Origin of the sequence: Stenotrophomonas oahuensis (assembly GCF_031834595.1) — a bacterium.
Classification (GTDB): domain Bacteria; phylum Pseudomonadota; class Gammaproteobacteria; order Xanthomonadales; family Xanthomonadaceae; genus Stenotrophomonas; species Stenotrophomonas oahuensis.
Map to the genome: position 1 here is coordinate 624,777 of NZ_CP115541.1, position 17,166 is coordinate 641,942.

Genomic DNA, 17,166 nt, shown 5'->3' on the forward strand with positions numbered 1-17,166 from the left:
CCGCCCACCGGTGAGCAATAAAGATCCCAAACCTTCGCGCCGATCATACTTCGACACATCCAATCCCCCGCCTCCGCAGGTCCCCAGACCTGCCCCTCCCCCGAATCCACCGCCGCCGCCCGAAAAGAAGTAGCAGCACCGGAGCTGCGCATCTGCGGGCACCCCATGCGCAAGCCCCCGAACGCCCGTAGAGCCACGCCATGCGTGGCTTCGACCGATTTTGGAGGGGGCCACAGCGTGCATCCGCGCATCGCCCCAACAGCCCCCCCCCCTCCATCACCGCCCGCAATTAAGACGGAACACTTGTTCCGCGACATCCGGGGGTAGTGCATGCGTCCAAACATGGGCCAGCACCTTCAGGAAGCCAGGTCGCTGGCGCAAATAGATCCTCACTTCCTCGAGTGTGCTTTCGCCATGCATTGAAAGCAGCGTCTCCAGTGGCCCAGCGCCAAGATTCTCAAAAACCCATGGATCCTCGCTAGACTCGAAGACTTCCTTGACCACACTCCATGCCTCGCCTGGATTCTCCAAACAAAGCATGTTCAACTCTACTGCCGCCCATTCGCATTTCAGACGCGATGGGTCATCAGGAGCGAGCGACTGAAGCTCAATCCAAGTGGTGACAAGCGACTTGGAACACCCTAGTTCGTCATTCATGGAATCGCCTCACTGCGGGCTGATCCGGAGCCTGCCGCGTCGCCAGCAAAGCGGCGAGCGTGGGGTCGACATACATGGAGAACTCCTGAGTAGCATCTGCCCACCAATTAGCGAGAAGCTCCATGTCAAGCGGACTGTACTCCAGTCGGCGAGTGGCACCGGCCACTGCCTTCAAGAGAACACTGGGAGCATGGGCCGAGCTCGCGTAGTCCCCGAGCCGTCCGGCTAGCCCACCAAACTTACCATCCAGTTCAACGTCCCACCAGCTATCAGGCTGGAATGGAATCTCGCCGACACCGAGCAGCTCCAAAGTTCTCATAACTTCGATCACGACCCCCTCACCCAGCGCAGAACGAGCATCGGACCCGAAGCCGCGGGATACCTCACGAACGAGCACTGCTTTGAGGGCCCACCGCTGCTCCCGGGAGAGTAGCGAGTCGCCAGTTATCGAGCTCAGCAACCTATCGAGATCCCGCGCCTGCCGCTCATCCAAGCCCGGGCTCAGCTCTTTCATGAACCGATCAAAGCTCGCCGCCTTTCTGGCCGGCGACAGATCCACGTGATAGTAGTCAGCGGCTCCTGAAAGAATTCCCGACGCGGCGCGCCTGGCGACGTTCTTAGTGTGCTCGATTGATGTCTGTCCGCCCCGCCATTGATCCATGGAGACGATCCAAGACGTGAACCAGTCGGTTGAGAGTAGGAAGATGACATCATCTGTTTCGTCGGAATCATGAAGCAATTCAGTATCCTCGAGGCATGCCGGGGATGCCGGGGATGCCGCCGTAGGCTGCATCAAACACCCATGCAGGCAGGTAGCAATGGTTCGTTCGTGCTTTCTTCAATCAGCTTCTAGAGCCTATTCTGCCAGTTTCAAAGGCGCGCGATCGCGTCGATTGTCTCAGAACCCCAAGCGCAATCGCCTGATCAGCCAACGAACAGCCATCTACCGCCACCCACCCAGCGCAGTCAGCCCTGCCATCACTTCAACAGCTCCCCAATCACACTCTCACCCAGCGCGGCGGCCAAGTCCGACGGACTCATTCCCCAGTCGTTGATGGCGAACCTATTCGCTCCGTTCAAGATCAGCCACTCAACCGCCTCTTTCGCCCCTTGCTCCACCGCATTGTGCAAGGGCGTGTATCCGTGCTCCCCGCGACTATTGAGGTCGGCTCGGGCGGAAAGCAGCGTCTCCATTTCCGCAATGCTCCCACGGGTAGCAGCCACGTTGATGGGCCGATCTCCGAATAGGCTGATCTGATCGACATCAGCAAGCGCTATTCCTGAGTACTCGGGAAGCTGGCCGTAGTCTCCGAACAAATCTGCGAGCGACATGCTCATCTTCGTCTCCATGCAACACACCCGTCTCTGAATTCCAATTCGGCGTCACTTTCCACCAACCTCATCAAATCAAAGAAGTCCCTTCGCCCGCCTCCGGGCTTGTCAGCCACCCAGTCCTTCAGCCTAACCTCTATGTAGTCCAGGTCCGGGAAATCGATGGGACCCGAACCGAATCCGGGATCAAGGAGCCCACTATGGGTGATGTCAGATAACCGTCGCGGCACCCACTCCATATAAACGCGCTCGTCGCCCCGATACTTCACATACCCGGTGTTGGGCGCTGCATCGTCACGTTCGTAGCTGACGTTCAGCGCCTTCAGCAGGCTAATGAGATTCGAGTAATGCTCCATCTAGCGTTCCTTCATCGACGTGCCCATCAGTTCGCGACGTCACCCAAGCAATTCAAGTGCAGCGCATCCGACCAACTGCTCGGCGTGCGACCCAGACTGACACCCACAGCAGAACGGCAAGCCAAGGCAGCAGAAGCAGCCACCAATAGTTGGCCATGAATGCAGCTAGCGAGCAAAGGTGGCCGCCGGCGTCTGTGCCGCATAGCCCCACCCACACGACGGCGTACGGAAGCAACAGTTCAAATAGTAACGCCGATGCCCCAGACCGAGAGCAAAAAGGCCGACCGCAATCGGCACACCTCGCCATACGGCGGTCATGGCCTGGAACTTATCAGCATGAGCAGGACCAAACTCTCATTGTTCATCAACAGACGAACCATAACGTATGGCTTTTCCTTTACCGTCACCATGAAAACGCTCCCTTTTCATTCGGCAATTCTGGAACCTCGTCAGCCTCTCGCCCAACTAACCTGCGCGCCCCATCAAAGTGAAGTCATGACCGCCTTCGGTGCAATGAACAAGCCCGAACGTTGGGGCTTCGAGCAGAGCACCGTCTTTAAGGTAGCTCCAATCTTCCGCAGGGTACCGCTCCGAAAAACGCTGCGTATCCAACACGGCAACCACACGGCCAACCGAACCGCCACCAAGATCCACGGCATCACCGAGCAGAACTTCCTGACCATCCGCATAGTTCACCGTCCGCCTCCTACTGGTTCCCCGGTCGCCACCTGCTTTCGCAGCCTCACGCGCCTCTACTGCTCAGAAACTCCAGGGCGTACTCATTCCCCGCCTCGGCTGCTGCATTGATCAACTCCATGGCCTTGGCCACATCGCACTCGATGCCCTTACCGTGAAGCAGCGCCAGCCCATACTCGTAGTGGGCGGGAGCGTACCCGCCCGCTGAAGCCTGGGCAAAGCAAACCGCAGCCGCCGGCTCATCGCGTTCAACACCCCAGTCGCCGAACAGGTAGTTCATTCCCATCTGAAAGACGGCGGGAAGGTAGCCCTTGGACGCCGACTCCTGGAGCAGGCAGAGAGAACTTTCCTCAGAATCATCGGCGACAAGGATGTGCGCGCGAAGGTACAGCGCCTCCGGATCACCGATGGCAAGCCCAGGGGATAGCAGGGCCAAGGCGGCCTCAGACCCCACCTGTTCGTTAGCTTCCTCGAACTGCTCCGTGAGTTGGCTGGGCAATCCATTCATCGCCAGACCAGCCATGCATCGGTTCCCACGATCTCGATAAAGCTCTTCTCCAGGTGCAACCTCAGCAGGCCCCGACTGGTGTCAAAGTGACCTCCGATGACGTTCCCGAAACGATGCTCCACATTCAGCGCGGCTATGTCCATCTTGCTGATACAGGACCTCACGCCTTCGATCAGGATCGTGACTGGCGCACGATCAAGCATGCTCTCTGAAGTACGAACCTGCATGTCCAGACGACACGTATTGGTCACAGGGGAGAATTCAATCGCCTCGAGATCCGACCTGTCCAGATCCACTCCCTCAAGAGACTGAGGCTTCCCGCCAGCGTCTACCACCATCGGAATCGATGCCGGAGCCTCATCCTCGGACGGGGCGCGCAGCTCGATATCTTCCGCGACCGCCTCCAGCATTCCACCCACCAGGTGCATGCTCAGCCGTCGCTTGGATGCTTCTACGGAGCCATCCTGCACATTGCCTGCCCACGCATTGTCGGCCAACTCAGGGAAATCAAAGCGAGCGAAGAAAGAGTCCATATCGCCAAGGGCGAAACGCGATGTCAGACGCGGCTTCCCTCTCTCCCAGCCCCCAAGGCAAAGATCGATCTCACAGGATCGCCGAAGGACGGATACGGCAATGACATGGACGATACCGTCATGGAAGACGACATCATCGAAGGCCTTCCCTGCAATCACGAATATTCCCCTTCGTCCCTTGCCGAAACGTGCAGCCCATGTTTACGAGCCATGGCGATGAACGCAGGCTTCCCAGCCATCATCGTCAGCGCATTCTCATCCAGATGGTTCATGCATTCAACGTCCGCACCTGCCGCGATCAGTATTTCCGCCGCCTCCACTGAGCCGTTGAGGATGGCGCTATGCAGCGGGGTTAGTTGAAGTTCTCCCTTGATGTTCAGGTCACGGACGAACGGCAGGAATGCTCGAAGCGTCTCAACGTCGTTATCAAAGGCCGCCACATGCACGGGCGCATCGCCCCAGGGGCAGGTACTCTCCGGTGAGGTCAGCTCGCAATCTTCAAACATTGCCATCTCGCGGAATGGCTGTAGGAGCTCATCCATGGTCTTCCTTGATTCCATCTTCATACTCACCCCTCCCCTGGCTCACACATGTATGGATCGATGTCGAGCGACGCATTCGCCGCTGCCACCCTGTGAATCACCTCACGAGGAAGATGCATGGCCGCCCTCTGACCTTTGTCACTCCACAACCACAGATCAATCTGTGGCTTCCACAGCGGGAGTTCTTCCAGCCCAATCGCGTCACCAGCCATGTCCAGAGCTTCGAGGATGGCACCTACGACGCTCTCATCTGTGAACTCGGCCCTAGCGACCCTGGCCACCTCGATCGCCTCATGAGTGGCTGGATTGAACGCAATGACAAGAGCCCGAGCCTCGGGTGGCGTCAACGCCTCCTCATTATCAGTACGCTGATCGATAGTGGTCATCGTCGCTGATCCTACAGGCCATCAATAACCTGAACCAGATGTCCGGCGTCGTTAAAGCTGTAGAATTTCTCATCACCTATCGCTCCGATACACTGACCTCCACTTGGGGAAAGCCTGGAGACCCGCACGGTGGTTCCCGCCCGGGTCTTGTACACGGAGAATTCGCAGCCCACCCTTGGCAGCCCACAGTAGGAAAGCGACTCTTTCCTGGCGACTTCCAGAAGAGCGAGTTCGGATTGAGAGTACTCCCTCTGCTCGACCCCGCCACACTTAACATCCTCCTGCGAACATGCGACCAACGGCAACACCAGGAGCGCAGCCCGAATCAGTCCAGTTGGTGATCCTTCCAAGTGACCAGCCATATTTTCGTTCAGAAGAATGAGGAAGAATTGCATGGGCCACGATCATGTCGATGCGCCCGGCAGCGCCAGCCTTTGGTCGTATCCGAGCTTTTTAAGTCAAGCATGCGTCCAGTCGAAGTTCGCAATCTCAACAATCGCCATAAGCAGGAATACACCCACAAGTGCCACCCATAGCGATACGTGAAGAAGGGCGAGAGCACCGGCCGGTCGCCATACCCCTCCGTCCCGCATAGCCAAATAGCAAGCCTGAATTGCATCCACCTGCACAGAGACGTCCCTGTAGGGAAGGATGGGCAGCTTCGCGAGCGCTTCCTCGCCGGGCGACTTCTGTGACTGACACCGAGCTACTAGAACGACAATTGATCGACTCAATATTGCCGCGAACAGGATGTAAACGACGTACGGAACTAGTTCGAACATATGATTACGGCTCACACCCGCAATTGATGGTACGTGGGTTCCTAGACCGGCCAGGCCCCCGCAGACACTCATGCGCCGCTTTGCGCGCTGCCTGCCGCTTAGTCAGCCTCTCCATTGGAACCTCCCGTAGCATTCACCCGAACAAAGGCCCGGCTCGCGAGATAGCTTCCAGCAAGCCCACCAGTTCCGAAGCAAAGAGGTAAGAGTGCCCCAGTCGCCAGCGGCGGCCCAGCCAGTGCCATGCCTATACCCTGCGAGAGAATCACCAGGCTTCCGATATAAATCATCTGCATCGGATCGCGAAAACTGAAAGGACACCGGCGAAGCGAGGGGCGCTCTCGCTTGGTCCGTTCTGCGGACAGCATGTATGCCATTGCACTCACTGCTACCACTCCGCTGGCCACTGCAACTATCAGTAATGCGGCGTCCTTTAGGCCGCCAGGATGTCCGGACTGGCCAGGAACCTGCTCCTCCATCCAACCGGCGATTGCAGTCGCGATGAGCAAGACAGCGTTAACTGGCAGCCAAGCTTTTAATCGACTCACTTTGAATTCTCGCACGTGCGCTCTGGGCTGTTGAAATAGCGTGTGCCGTGCTGCCAGTATTTCGGGAAACCACCGACGTCATTGCCTGCCTCGTACTGATCAGTCCGACCTTACGTACCACACTCCCTGGGTCGATCTGACAACGGGGGAGGCGGCAGATCAAGCGCCTCCTCCCTTGATACGGTTGTTGCCCCCATAAATTCTCGCATCTCCACCATGCATACTGGCCTCTGGCCGCGCTTCTGCAACCTGAGAATGCTGAGCAACTGATCGTACTCCGTCTTGACTTTTGGAGGGTCGCAGGACCTGTAAGAGTACTCTCGCCGCCTCTCATATATCCAGATCAATTCGGATCCTGAAGATCTGAAGGGTGGGCCAAGCAAAGCTCGCAAACGCGTCTCGCCGCCAGCCTTGAATGCAGAAGTCAGTTCAGCCTCGCGCGGGGTCTCAGCGCCTACGGCATACCACGGTCCGTCCGAGCTTCGCTCAACGCACGCAGGCCGGTCATCTGCCGCTGAAGTGAAAGAGCAAAAGGTCAATGACAGACACGCCACTAGAGTACGGAGTATTGCTGCTACTTTCACTTGAACGCCTTATCGCAGCCAAAACACATTCTTTGCATGTTACGCACCCTCTCTGAACTCCTAACAGAGTAATGCGCCCCCAACGGCACTCCCGCCCCGAATTTCCATGCATCTCCGGCCTTTGATCGGCAATGCTTGAGCATGCTCAGTCACACATATGGATCGAAATCGAGGGATGCCCCACATGAGGCGATCTGCTGAACAAGACCCGCAGATATGCACAATGCCGGAGAAATGGCCCGATCACTGGAGAGGCGAACTCCAACCTGAGGATTCCAGAGTGAAGCCTCCACTCCCAACTCGATCTGCGCGAGTGCGACCGACTCCGAAATGCACGCCTGCAAGCTTTCAAGGCTGTAGTGCTGGCAGACTACCTTTGCAATTACCGACTCGGATCCAGTTTCTGGAGAGTCTCCGATGAAAAGTACTACCAGCTCTGGAGATTGGCTCTCATTGCCCAAGACGGGCTCGTCTTGCCCATGCGCTCCATCTTCGTACTCATTTCTCTGGTTCGGGGCAAAGTCCAAACATGCCGATATGGAGGCAATCAGTCTGATCGTATCTGCTGATAGATTAAGACAAGGCCTTAGCCCCTCACGGCTCCATACCCTCACCGCGAGACGGGGATGCCATGCTTCCGCTACGTCGCCGAGATCACTCTTCACGCTCTCGGCAACGCGCCTGATCGAAGCTTCGAGGTTCTCCAGGGTGTTTTCATCGCTAGAGGAATCTGCCAACACGGCTTCCTGACCGGTATCGGGGTGTAGCCCAATGATGCCGGCAGAAATCTCAGGAACGTCTACTTCCATCTGTAGGTGGTCTCCACAACAATTGGACCTCTGCAGCCTCGTGGCTTGACCACTACCCTACCGTCCTTACAGCCACAGAGGTCGTACTTTGAAATGTTCTTATTTGTACCCAGCCAATCGTGCTTGGTTCCATGGCCGTCTATCCCTGCCCTTTTCAGCGTCGCGCTATCCAGTTTTTTGTCACACGGATCATCGTCATCGGGGCACATGGCCTCTCCGGCCATCCTTCCCGCCTTCTGCCCGACTAGTCCACCCAGCACTCCACCAGCAGCGGCTCCCGATAGACCGCCAGCACCAGCACAAGCCAATGCCCCCGGGCCCGTTGGGCTACATGCAGCGCCGCCGCCAAGGGCACCTGCAGACCCGCCAAGATAGGCTCCTCCTACAGTACCGCAGTACGCGCCGGCAATTTCAGCAAGCGCAATGCACTCTTGTTTCTTCACCAACCCGTATGGATCAGAGAAATTGATTGGTGATGCCCCAACGTAGGAGTAAGTGCTCCAGCCGCCGTCGAGCCCGATTGGATCGCTTTGAGTGTAGCGACCAGTCGCCCCCTCATACTCACGCTGATAGTTGTAGAACAGACCGGTTGCGTCCGACGCTTGTTGGCCTGGGAGCCTTAGCCACAGTTGGTACTCAGTTCCGTCCCTGTCTGGGTCGTTGCTAGGTTGCTGCCCCCCGAACGCCTCGCCCTTGCTATTCCACTCCCAGATTGTGACGTCTCGAGCCGGATCAATCACCGCCCGCGGGGTTGCCAGATGATCCGGCTGGATATGGACCAGCGCTGGTACTGCCTCCGAGACGTCGCCGATCAGTCCAACAGGGAAGTCATCCAGCCAGATCGCCTGCTGACTCGAGTGAGCGACTGAGTTGTAGTCGCCAAGCCAATGACCGGCTTCGTCATACACCGTGTAAATGGCTTCGTTCGCAGCCTGCGTTCGCTCAACCCGCTCGCCCTTGTGATTGTAAAAATAGCTTTCAAGCGCGACCCCACCCTGCTTCGCGGAGCTCATTCGACCGGAGTCGCCATACTCTAGATTGCGACCAGCGATGCTCAGCACATTGCCGGCCTCATCGTAGTCTCTTGCCTCACCATTCAGGTCCGCGAGGCGATGACTATTGGCTGGGTAGCTATACACTTGGGTGCCAGCATTCGTGATCAGCTCGGTACGGTTTCCTGTCGCATCGTAGCTATACGTCTCAATCGGCGTCCCAGTAGCTCCATCCTTCGTCTGCGTAAGCCGCCCCAGCGCGTCATAGCTGTACTGCGCCAGCACTTCCGTGCCATCGCCATTGGTCAGCTCAGTAATCCCACCCACCGCGTCATACCCATACCCCACCGACAACCCGCCCGGTGCCGGGCCGTGCACCGCAATGGTCCGGTAGTCCTGATCCACCGGCCGCTGCAGGGTCCGCCCATTCCCATACGTCCAGCCTGTCGCTGGGCCAAACGGCGCATAGGTCACATTGGTCACCACCACCTGCCGGGCCTGCCCCGGGCGAGCGACACCTACCTCGCTGATGCGGCCCAGGCTGTCGCGCAGGTAGTCGGCCACGGTGCCGTCCGGGTAGGTCAGCGTCGCCAGCCGGCCACCGGCGGTGTAGCCATAGCGCACGGTGGTGGCTACGCCATTGACCGTCTGCACCTTGCGGGTGAGCTGGCCGAATCGGTCATGGCAGTACTGGGTGCTGCCGCCGGCATGGATCACCGTGCCCACCCTGCCCCGGCTGAACTGCTCGTTCGCCGCGCACACCGCCGGGGCGATGTCGTAGGTGTAGGCCACGTCCAGCGTGGGATCCGGATAGCTGATGTGCGTGACACGGCCCAGCACGTCGTATTGGTAGGTGGCCGTGACTCCACGCGCGTCAGTGCGGGTGGTGCGGTTGCCGGCGGCGTCCACCGTGAAGGTGGTGGCGCCGGTGTCCGGGCTCACCTGCTGCAGCAGATCACCGAAGCCGTTGTAGGCGTACGTGGTGGGCAGCTGCTTGGGGTCGATGACCTGGGTCTGGTTGTCGTCGCTGTCATAGGCCATCGCGACGGTGGCGGCGATGCCGCCTTCGTCGTCCACCTGACGGGTCAGGCGACCGAACGCATCATGCTCGCGGCGGGAGACGTGGCCGAGCGCGTCGATCACCGAGTTCACGTTGCCCTCGGCGTCGTAGGTGAAGTCGGTGGGATTGGCGAGGCCATCCGCCGAAGTCACCAGCTGGCTCAGGCGGTTGTACACGCGCGACAGCGTGCGCTTCACCTCACCACTGGCTCCCTTGTACTCCTCCTGCACACGGTTACCGGCCGCATCCAGCGTGTACTCGATGCGGTTACCTGCGCCATCGCCGATGGCGGTGAGGCGATGGGCGGCATCGTAGGTGTAGGTCACCACGGTGCCATCCGGTGCGGTGACCTTGCTGAGCTGACCGGTGGGCAGGTACTCCATGGTGGTGATGCGGTCCTCGGTGCCACTGGCATCGTCGTCGCCGCGCACCGTGGCCGAGGCCATCCAGCCGCGTGGCGTGTACTGATACTCGGTGACCACGCCGTTGGCGTCCATCACCATGTGCGGACGGCCCGCGCCGTCATAGGCCAGCACCTCAGTCACCTGACCCAGAGGCTGGATGGTCTTCCAGAGGTCGCCCTTGCGGTGGGTGCAGGCGGCGTCGCTGGTGGCGCAGCCGGGGGCGTCTTCCGGGTAATAGGTGTAACGCACGGTGTCGTCTGTGCCGGGCATGGGGCCGTCTGTGGACAGCAGGAGGCCGAGGACCGGGCAACCGACTTGGGCGTCTACGGCTTCGCAGTAGGTGTAGGTGGTGGTGCGGGTTTCGCCGGCCGGGGTTTGGGTGGTTTCCTGGGTGACTTGGCCGCGGGCGTTGTACAGCCAGGTCTGCGTACGGGCACTGCTGACGCGCTTCACGATCTGGTTGGTGTCGCGGCGTCGCCAGACTTCGGTGGTGCGAGCTTCAGGGCGGTTGCTCGCTTCGGTCTTGCGATCTATCCAGACAGCCCCTAGGGCAATACCGTCAACAGGACCATCAACCAGCTCCCTTTCGAACTCGGTCACGACCCCAGAAACAGACTTGGAAGAAAGAAATCCCTGCATGAGTGCATAGGTTGACGACTTAGGAAGGCAGCCATCACACGTGTCAACAAATGACGAGGATTCCAATGCACCACCGCTAATGCGAGCTACGGCGCGACGACTAGCCCCACTCGGGAAGACCGTAGTTGAAACCAGCTTGTCGTTCTCGCGGGTGTAGGAAACCTCAAACGCCGAGACGCCGTTCGCGAGGTCTGTCTTGTAAGCCTTTCCCTTAGCGTCGTACCAAGTAGAGGAAAAGCGGTTACCGAGCTCATCTATGACGCCCGTTAGCGCGCCAGCTCCTGCATTCTGATTGGCGTATCCGGATTCTTTGTACTTGTAGACGATCCGATTTCCATCTGCGTGAATTACCGCACTGAGGAGCCCACCCGAGTATTCAAACTTGGTCTCACTTCCTGTGGAGATCACAACCTTTTCAACCAGCTTTGCCTGGTTGTAGGCGAAGGAAAGTCGCCGCCCCTGATCGTCAACTACTGATTCGAGAATGCCAGATGGTGAATACGAAAGGAGTACCGACCTTCCCGCACCGTCCGCCCTGCCGGTCAGCCTGCCATCAGCCCGGTACTTTTCGGTCGCGCCATCGGGAAGAGTTAGCTCCCAACCTTCATCGGTACGATTCAACCTATCCCTTCTTCCAGGATCAGCAACCCATACGCCTCCGACCTTGCTGAACTTTAGCGCTTTACCGTCCGGCCTGGTGACGTATACAGCCTCTCCAAGCCACGCCGATGGCACAACAATGGCACTCCCAAAGCTAAAGGATCTGTTCTTACCAAAAACTCCGGCAGGCTCACCGACATAGGCAGAATCCTGCAGTGAATTGTAGGTAAGCTCAAGATTCAGAAGCCCGTTCGCGGCACCCTCGACCACCCGTGTCGTTTCGAACTTATTGCCACTCAGAGTATTTATGGGATCGCCGACACAATGTTCTCCGCATGTAGGCGCACCCATTCCGAGCCTTGGGGGAAGCGATTCCGCACCACCGAAATCAACGACTGAAAGATGAAATGGCAAGACCGCCCCATCCTTCTGCTCCTGGAACCATCCTCCACCCGCAGCGCCCTGGGCATTCGGGTTGGCTGACCCACCAATGTTGCAGTATGTGGCCGGATAACCATGGGCGGTGGCCAGAGCTACGCACTGCGCCAGAGCTTCCTCCTTCGTGGAGCAGTAGCCCTTGTGTACGAAGTGAGTAGTACTTCCTGGGGAGTTTGGGACAACGTCCTCTATGCAGCTCGCCATGGCACCCGCCATGGAGACGCACAGTAGCGCCATCGAAGCGAAGGCAGTGGTGAGCCGCCGGATCGCCCATTCGGACATCAATGAAGTACGTGATTTCCTGTTGGCCAAACAGTGCCCGACGCCGTCCGCCGCTACAAATCGCATACCCAAATCCCTTTAAGGCGGCGGTTCCCGGTGCCGCGTTCCGTTGCGCGCTGGCGCTCGCTCGCGCGAATGATGCCACGGGCGGAGCCATAGATATGGAACCACCCTCACAGAACATCAGGCTGGGCCCGGCCGCCCACCCTGTCTCAATCGACACTCTCAACCGGCCTGAAGCTCACGATACTTCACTTCGAAATGGAGGAAATCGACCACATACCCTCCTCCATTTTCGAACAGGACAGCGTGTCGGTAGCCTCGCCCCTCAAGCAGGGAGAATTCATGAAGAAGCACATCTACACCCCGCACCCGATCAAGAATTTCCGTCTCGAAGGCTGAATATCCAATGATGCCGCTGTAGCTCAGCAACACGTGCTTCTCGTGAGACTGGTGGAGCAGGACGACATCCATACGCGCCACACTTGTCACACCGTCATCGCCCACCTCTTTGGATAGCGAGAGTGTCACCATTCTCGAATCATGCAAGGTATTTGAACTCGTCAGCTCATAGCTACTGTATGAGCCCGCGAATTGTCCAAGATGCTCTGGCATCAAGTGAGATACCGACTCGATGTAGTCCAGATACTCATCGAATTCCCATGCACCCCACTCATTCTCGCGCAGTCTTTGAAACTTGATCATAGGCTTTCGCACCCCGGGTAATTGGGCATTGGATCGCAGACTCGCCGATCGCTTGGGGTGGTTGCGGTGTCGATAACCGGCCCCCAGAACGGTAGCCAGCCAAGTAGCTTCTTCATCTTCATTGACCTCTTCATTGCAGGGCTCAAGCTGTCACCAATTCGCCGCCGGTAATCCGTTGCCACGACCTCGCATTGAGCCTCCACCCCGGCGGGAACACGTACATCCGCAGCCTTCTTGCCGTGCTTATTGAACCAGCCGTTCGGTCCATACACGCCAACCTCGTTACCTCGGCGATCATATACATGGATTTCGAATCCAACGCCGTTGCTCTTATTGTACAGATCGACTCTACCCTTGTACCCGCTCCCCAGATCGACATCTCTCAGTCCGAGCGGGTCTATTGACTCAACAGGGGAGGCACCAGAGTAGAGGTACGTGGACAGCCCGCCTGCCAAGCCAATTGGGTCACTCTGGATGTAGCGCCCTACCGCCGGGTCGTAATCGCGGAGATAGTTGTAGTTCAGCTCGGTTGCAGCGGTGTACTGCTGCCCTGGGAATCGCAGATTCAGTTGATACTCAACGCCGTCTCCATCAGTATCCGCGCTTGGAGCTTGATCGCCAAACGCTTCACCCTTGCTGCTCCAAGCCCACACCGAGACATCTCTAGCTGAGTCAATGGCAACGCGCGGCGTACCAAGATGGTCAACTTGAATGAACGTCAGTTGCGCCTGATGGCCGTCCTGCGCAGGCAAGATCGCCACCGGATACTGATCCAACCATACCGCCTGCTGCCAAACGCGACCGGTTGAGCTGTAGTTGCCCAGCCATTGCCCTGCTTCGTCGTACACGGAGTACTGCGCATCGCCCTCCTCGGAGACTCTGCGCACACGCTCACCGCGATCGTTGTAGCCGTAGGCCTCCGCAACCACACCTCCGATCTTGACCACACCGAGGCGATTCGAGTCACCATACTCGAGACTTTTTGTTCCCACTTCCAAGGTATTTCCTGCAGCGTCGTAGCTTCGAGGGTTTCCAGCCACTTCGGTGAGGCGGTGACTGCCTGGCGCGTACGTGTAAACCTCCGTTCCAGCATTCGTCGTCAACGCCGTCCGATTACCCGTATCGTCGTATTCGTAGGTTTCAATAGGGGTCCCAGTAGCCCCATCCTTGGTCTGCGTAAGCCTCCCAAGCGCGTCATAGCTGTACTGCGCCAGCACCTCCGTGCCATCCCCATTGGTCAGCTCAGTAATCCCACCCACCGCGTCATACCCATACCCCACCGACAACCCGCCCGGTGCCGGGTCGTGCACCGCAATGGTCCGGTAGTCCTGATCCACCGGCCGCTGCAGGGTCCGCCCGTTCCCATAGGTCCAGCCCGTTGCCGGGCCAAATGGCGCATAGGTCACATTGGTCACCACCACCTGCCGGGCCTGCCCCGAGCGGGTGACGCCCACCTCGCTGATGCGGCCCAGGCTGTCGCGCAGGTAGTCGGCCACGGTGCCGTCCGGGTAGGTCAGCGTGGCCAGACGGCCGCCGGCGGTGTAGCCATAGCGCACGGTGGTGGCTACGCCATTGACCGTCTGCACCTTGCGGGTGAGCTGGCCGAAGCGATCACGACAGTACTGGGTGCTGCCGCCGGCATGGATCACCGTGCCCACCCTGCCCCGGCTGAACTGCTCGTTCGCCGCGCACACCGCCGGGGCAATGTCGTAGGTGTAGGCCACGTCCAGCGTGGGATCCGGATAGCGGATGTGGGTAACGCGGCCCAGCACATCGTACTGGTAGGTGGCAGTGACGCCGCGCGCGTCGGTGCGGGTGGTGCGGTTGCCGGCGGCGTCCACCGTGAAGGTGGTGGTGCCGGTGTCCGGGCTGACCTGCTGCAGCAGGTCACCAAAGCCGTTGTAGGCGTAGGTGGTGGGCAGCTGCTTGGGGTCGATGACCTGGGTCTGGTTGTCGTCGCTGTCATAGGCCATCGCGACGGTGGCGGCGATGCCGCCTTCGTCGTCTACCTGACGGGTCAGGCGGCCGAAGGCATCATGCTCGCGGCGGGAGACGCGGCCAAGCGCATCGACCACCGAGTTCACGTTGCCTTCGGCGTCGTAGGTGAAGTCGGTGGGGTTGGCGAGGCCATCGGCCGAGGTCACCAGCTGGCTCAGGCGGTTGTACACGCGCGACAGCGTGCGCTTCACCTCACCGCCTGCCCCCTTGTACTCCTCCTGCACCCGGTTGCCGGCCGCATCCAGCGTGTACTCGATGCGGTTGCCAGCACCGTCGCCGATGGCGGTGAGGCGCTGGGCGGCATCGTAGGTGTAGGTGACCACAGTGCCATCCGGAGCAGTGGCCTTGCTAAGCTGACCGGTAGGCAGGTACTCCATGGTGGTGACGCGGTCGTATGTGCCGGAGGCATCGTCGGTGCCGCGCACCGTGGCCGTGGCCATCCAGCCGCGCGGGGTGTACTGGTACTCGGTGACCACGCCGTTGGCGTCCATCACCATGTGCGGGCGGCCAGCGCCGTCGTAGGCCAGTACCTCGGTCACGTGACCGAGTGGCTGGATCGTCTTCCAGAGGTCGCCCTTCCGGTAGGTACAGGCGGCGTCGCTGGTGGCGCAGCCGGGTGCGTCCTCCGGGTAATAGGTATAGCGCACGGTGTCGTCCGTACCGTGCATGGGGCCGTCTGTGGACAGTAGGAGACCGAGGACTGGGCAGCCTGCTTGTGCGTTTACGGCTTCGCAGTAGGTTTGTGTGGTGGTGCGGCTTTCGCCGGCCGGGGTTTGGGTGGTTTCCTGGGTGATTTGGCCGCGGGGGTTTCGCAGCCATGTGACCGTGCGGGACGGGCTGACCTGCTTCACCATCTGATTGATGTCGCGTTGCTTCCAGACTTCGGTGGTACGGGTTTCCGGGCGGTTGCTGGCTTCGGCTTTGCGCTTGATCGAAACCGTACCGTACACCGGGTCTGCCAGGGTCTGGTAGGTATACGTGTCCACGCTACCGGACCGGCTGGTGTGCGACTGCACGCGCCGGCGAAAGTCACTTCCGGTCCCGGTTCTAGGTGCATAGGTCCACGACTCGGTGCCCGCCTCCGTGGTGATGGAGGCGATCTTGCGGTAAGGCTGTGCTGCGGTGAAGGTCACCTTCTCGACTGAGCCCAGCGCGTTGATGTATGTAGTGCTGCCGTCAGCAAGATAGCTGAAGGTGGCTTTCTGGGCTGAGCCTGCATGTTCGGAAGAGACGGCCAGGCCATCCGCGTTGTAGGCGTAGGTGGCGTAACGGTTGCCGGTTTCGTCTTCAATGCCCGTCAAAGCGAAGCGGTACTTGGGATGTTCGTACAGGTAGCGACGCGATGTACCGTCGCGATAGGTGGCGCTCCGTATCCTGAACTCATCGTCGTAGGCATAGGTGACCAGTGGACCGTCCAGGTCCTTGATGTAGGCCAGCTCGGATTCGCCGATGGCCGAGGTGCCGTCGTAACCAAACTCGACGATTCTGCCGCTGGAGTGAACAACGCGGGAGATGCGCAGCTTGCCGTCGAACTCGATGCTCAACGTGTCGCCGGCGTAGCGCTCAATGCGGGAAAGGCGGCCGCTGACGTTGAAGCGATAGCGGCCGTCTTCAAGGTAGAGGTCGTATTCGCCCCCACCGGCGCTGCGAAGAGTGGCACCTGAGCCGTCCACTGCCTCGTCGCCAGAGAAGCTCATCAGGCTTCCACTGGGGTAGGCCACCACGGCGTAGGCGGTACCTGCGCCGTACAACCGCATGCTGAGATTGTGCGTCCAATAACGACCAATCCCCCCCTGCGTTTGGTATGAGGAGTTCAGGGTGCGATAGAAGTCGAGCCAACCAAGTGAGAAGTCGTTTTCGCGCTGGACCTTGCTGCCACTTACGACGCTGACGGGGTTGCCACGCAGGTCGCATTGGTCGCAAGGGATGGTTGATGACCAAATGTTCGCAATACCCTGAGCGGCGCATTCGGCTCCGTTCCACCCCATATACGCAGGACACTCCACGGTGCGAACCTTCCAGTGATAAACGGTCCATACCGGGCTGCACTGACTAGTATCAGTGGCCTTCATTCTCAGGACCCGGTCGTACTGTTTTGGCACTCCCAAAGCGCTGCTAGATAGGTACCAGTCCCGCTCGACCTCGATAGACTGGAAGCCACACATGGGATACTTCAGCTGAAAGTTCGCAAGAGCACTAGCAGCCGCCGCTTCAGCCGAGGACACGGGTGCAGGATCCACGCCGTTGCCGTAGTAACTCCACTCACCAGTTTCCGGAGGGCGCGGCCGCGCGCCGTACCGATAAATCACCCGATTACC

The 17,166-nt window shown here is 59.3% G+C and carries 14 protein-coding genes and 1 pseudogene; all 15 read right to left on the reverse strand.

The annotated features are described in order from the left end of the window. Nucleotides 1-276 precede the first annotated feature (276 nt). The gene (locus tag PDM29_RS02735) at nt 277-657 is read right to left on the reverse strand and encodes a DUF6869 domain-containing protein (protein ID WP_311192370.1); all 381 of its coding nucleotides are present in this window, start codon (nt 655-657) and stop codon (nt 277-279) included. Next, nucleotides 650-1,396: a hypothetical protein gene (locus PDM29_RS02740; protein WP_311192371.1), complete on the reverse strand. Its 747-nt coding sequence runs from the start codon at nt 1,394-1,396 to the stop codon at nt 650-652. The genes PDM29_RS02735 and PDM29_RS02740 overlap by 8 nt, the downstream gene beginning before the upstream one ends. A 239-nt stretch (nt 1,397-1,635) precedes the next feature. After that, nucleotides 1,636-1,995 (reverse strand): ankyrin repeat domain-containing protein, encoded by a 360-nt coding sequence (locus PDM29_RS02745; protein ID WP_311192372.1) that lies wholly within the window; start codon nt 1,993-1,995, stop codon nt 1,636-1,638. Beyond that, nucleotides 1,992-2,345 (reverse strand): hypothetical protein, encoded by a 354-nt coding sequence (locus PDM29_RS02750; RefSeq protein ID WP_311192373.1) that lies wholly within the window; start codon nt 2,343-2,345, stop codon nt 1,992-1,994. The genes PDM29_RS02745 and PDM29_RS02750 overlap by 4 nt, the downstream gene beginning before the upstream one ends. Before the next feature lie 465 nt (nt 2,346-2,810). Then, nucleotides 2,811-3,041 (reverse strand): hypothetical protein, encoded by a 231-nt coding sequence (locus tag PDM29_RS02755; RefSeq protein ID WP_311192374.1) that lies wholly within the window; start codon nt 3,039-3,041, stop codon nt 2,811-2,813. Between the two features lie 46 nt (nt 3,042-3,087). Continuing rightward, nucleotides 3,088-3,564, reverse strand: coding sequence for a tetratricopeptide repeat protein (locus tag PDM29_RS02760; protein ID WP_311192375.1), 477 nt, complete (start codon nt 3,562-3,564; stop codon nt 3,088-3,090). After that, the gene (locus tag PDM29_RS02765; protein ID WP_311192376.1) at nt 3,546-4,241 is read right to left on the reverse strand and encodes a hypothetical protein; all 696 of its coding nucleotides are present in this window, start codon (nt 4,239-4,241) and stop codon (nt 3,546-3,548) included. Before PDM29_RS02765 ends, PDM29_RS02760 begins: the two co-directional genes overlap by 19 nt. Continuing rightward, entirely contained in the window at nt 4,238-4,624 is a 387-nt protein-coding gene (locus tag PDM29_RS02770) for an ankyrin repeat domain-containing protein (RefSeq protein WP_311192377.1), read from the reverse strand. Before PDM29_RS02770 ends, PDM29_RS02765 begins: the two co-directional genes overlap by 4 nt. A gap of 26 nt (nt 4,625-4,650) precedes the next feature. Next, nucleotides 4,651-5,010, reverse strand: a complete 360-nt coding sequence (locus PDM29_RS02775; RefSeq protein ID WP_311192378.1) for a hypothetical protein — start codon at nt 5,008-5,010, stop codon at nt 4,651-4,653. Nucleotides 5,011-5,021: 11 nt separating this feature from the next. Further along, nucleotides 5,022-5,405: a hypothetical protein gene (locus tag PDM29_RS02780; RefSeq protein ID WP_311192379.1), complete on the reverse strand. Its 384-nt coding sequence runs from the start codon at nt 5,403-5,405 to the stop codon at nt 5,022-5,024. Nucleotides 5,406-7,070: 1,665 nt separating this feature from the next. Continuing rightward, a complete protein-coding gene (locus PDM29_RS02785; protein ID WP_311192380.1) occupies nt 7,071-7,730 on the reverse strand; it encodes a hypothetical protein in 660 nt (219 codons plus the stop codon). Then, nucleotides 7,721-11,446 (reverse strand): RHS repeat-associated core domain-containing protein, encoded by a 3,726-nt coding sequence (locus PDM29_RS02790; protein ID WP_311192381.1) that lies wholly within the window; start codon nt 11,444-11,446, stop codon nt 7,721-7,723. The genes PDM29_RS02785 and PDM29_RS02790 overlap by 10 nt, the downstream gene beginning before the upstream one ends. 60 nt (nt 11,447-11,506) lie before the next feature. After that, nucleotides 11,507-12,211: pseudogene (locus PDM29_RS21015) on the reverse strand (DUF6531 domain-containing protein); the annotation flags it as partial. Nucleotides 12,212-12,370: 159 nt separating this feature from the next. After that, nucleotides 12,371-12,850, reverse strand: coding sequence for a hypothetical protein (locus PDM29_RS02795; RefSeq protein ID WP_311192382.1), 480 nt, complete (start codon nt 12,848-12,850; stop codon nt 12,371-12,373). After that, nucleotides 12,847-16,920 (reverse strand): RHS repeat-associated core domain-containing protein, encoded by a 4,074-nt coding sequence (locus tag PDM29_RS02800; RefSeq protein ID WP_311192383.1) that lies wholly within the window; start codon nt 16,918-16,920, stop codon nt 12,847-12,849. Before PDM29_RS02800 ends, PDM29_RS02795 begins: the two co-directional genes overlap by 4 nt. Nucleotides 16,921-17,166 lie beyond the last annotated feature (246 nt).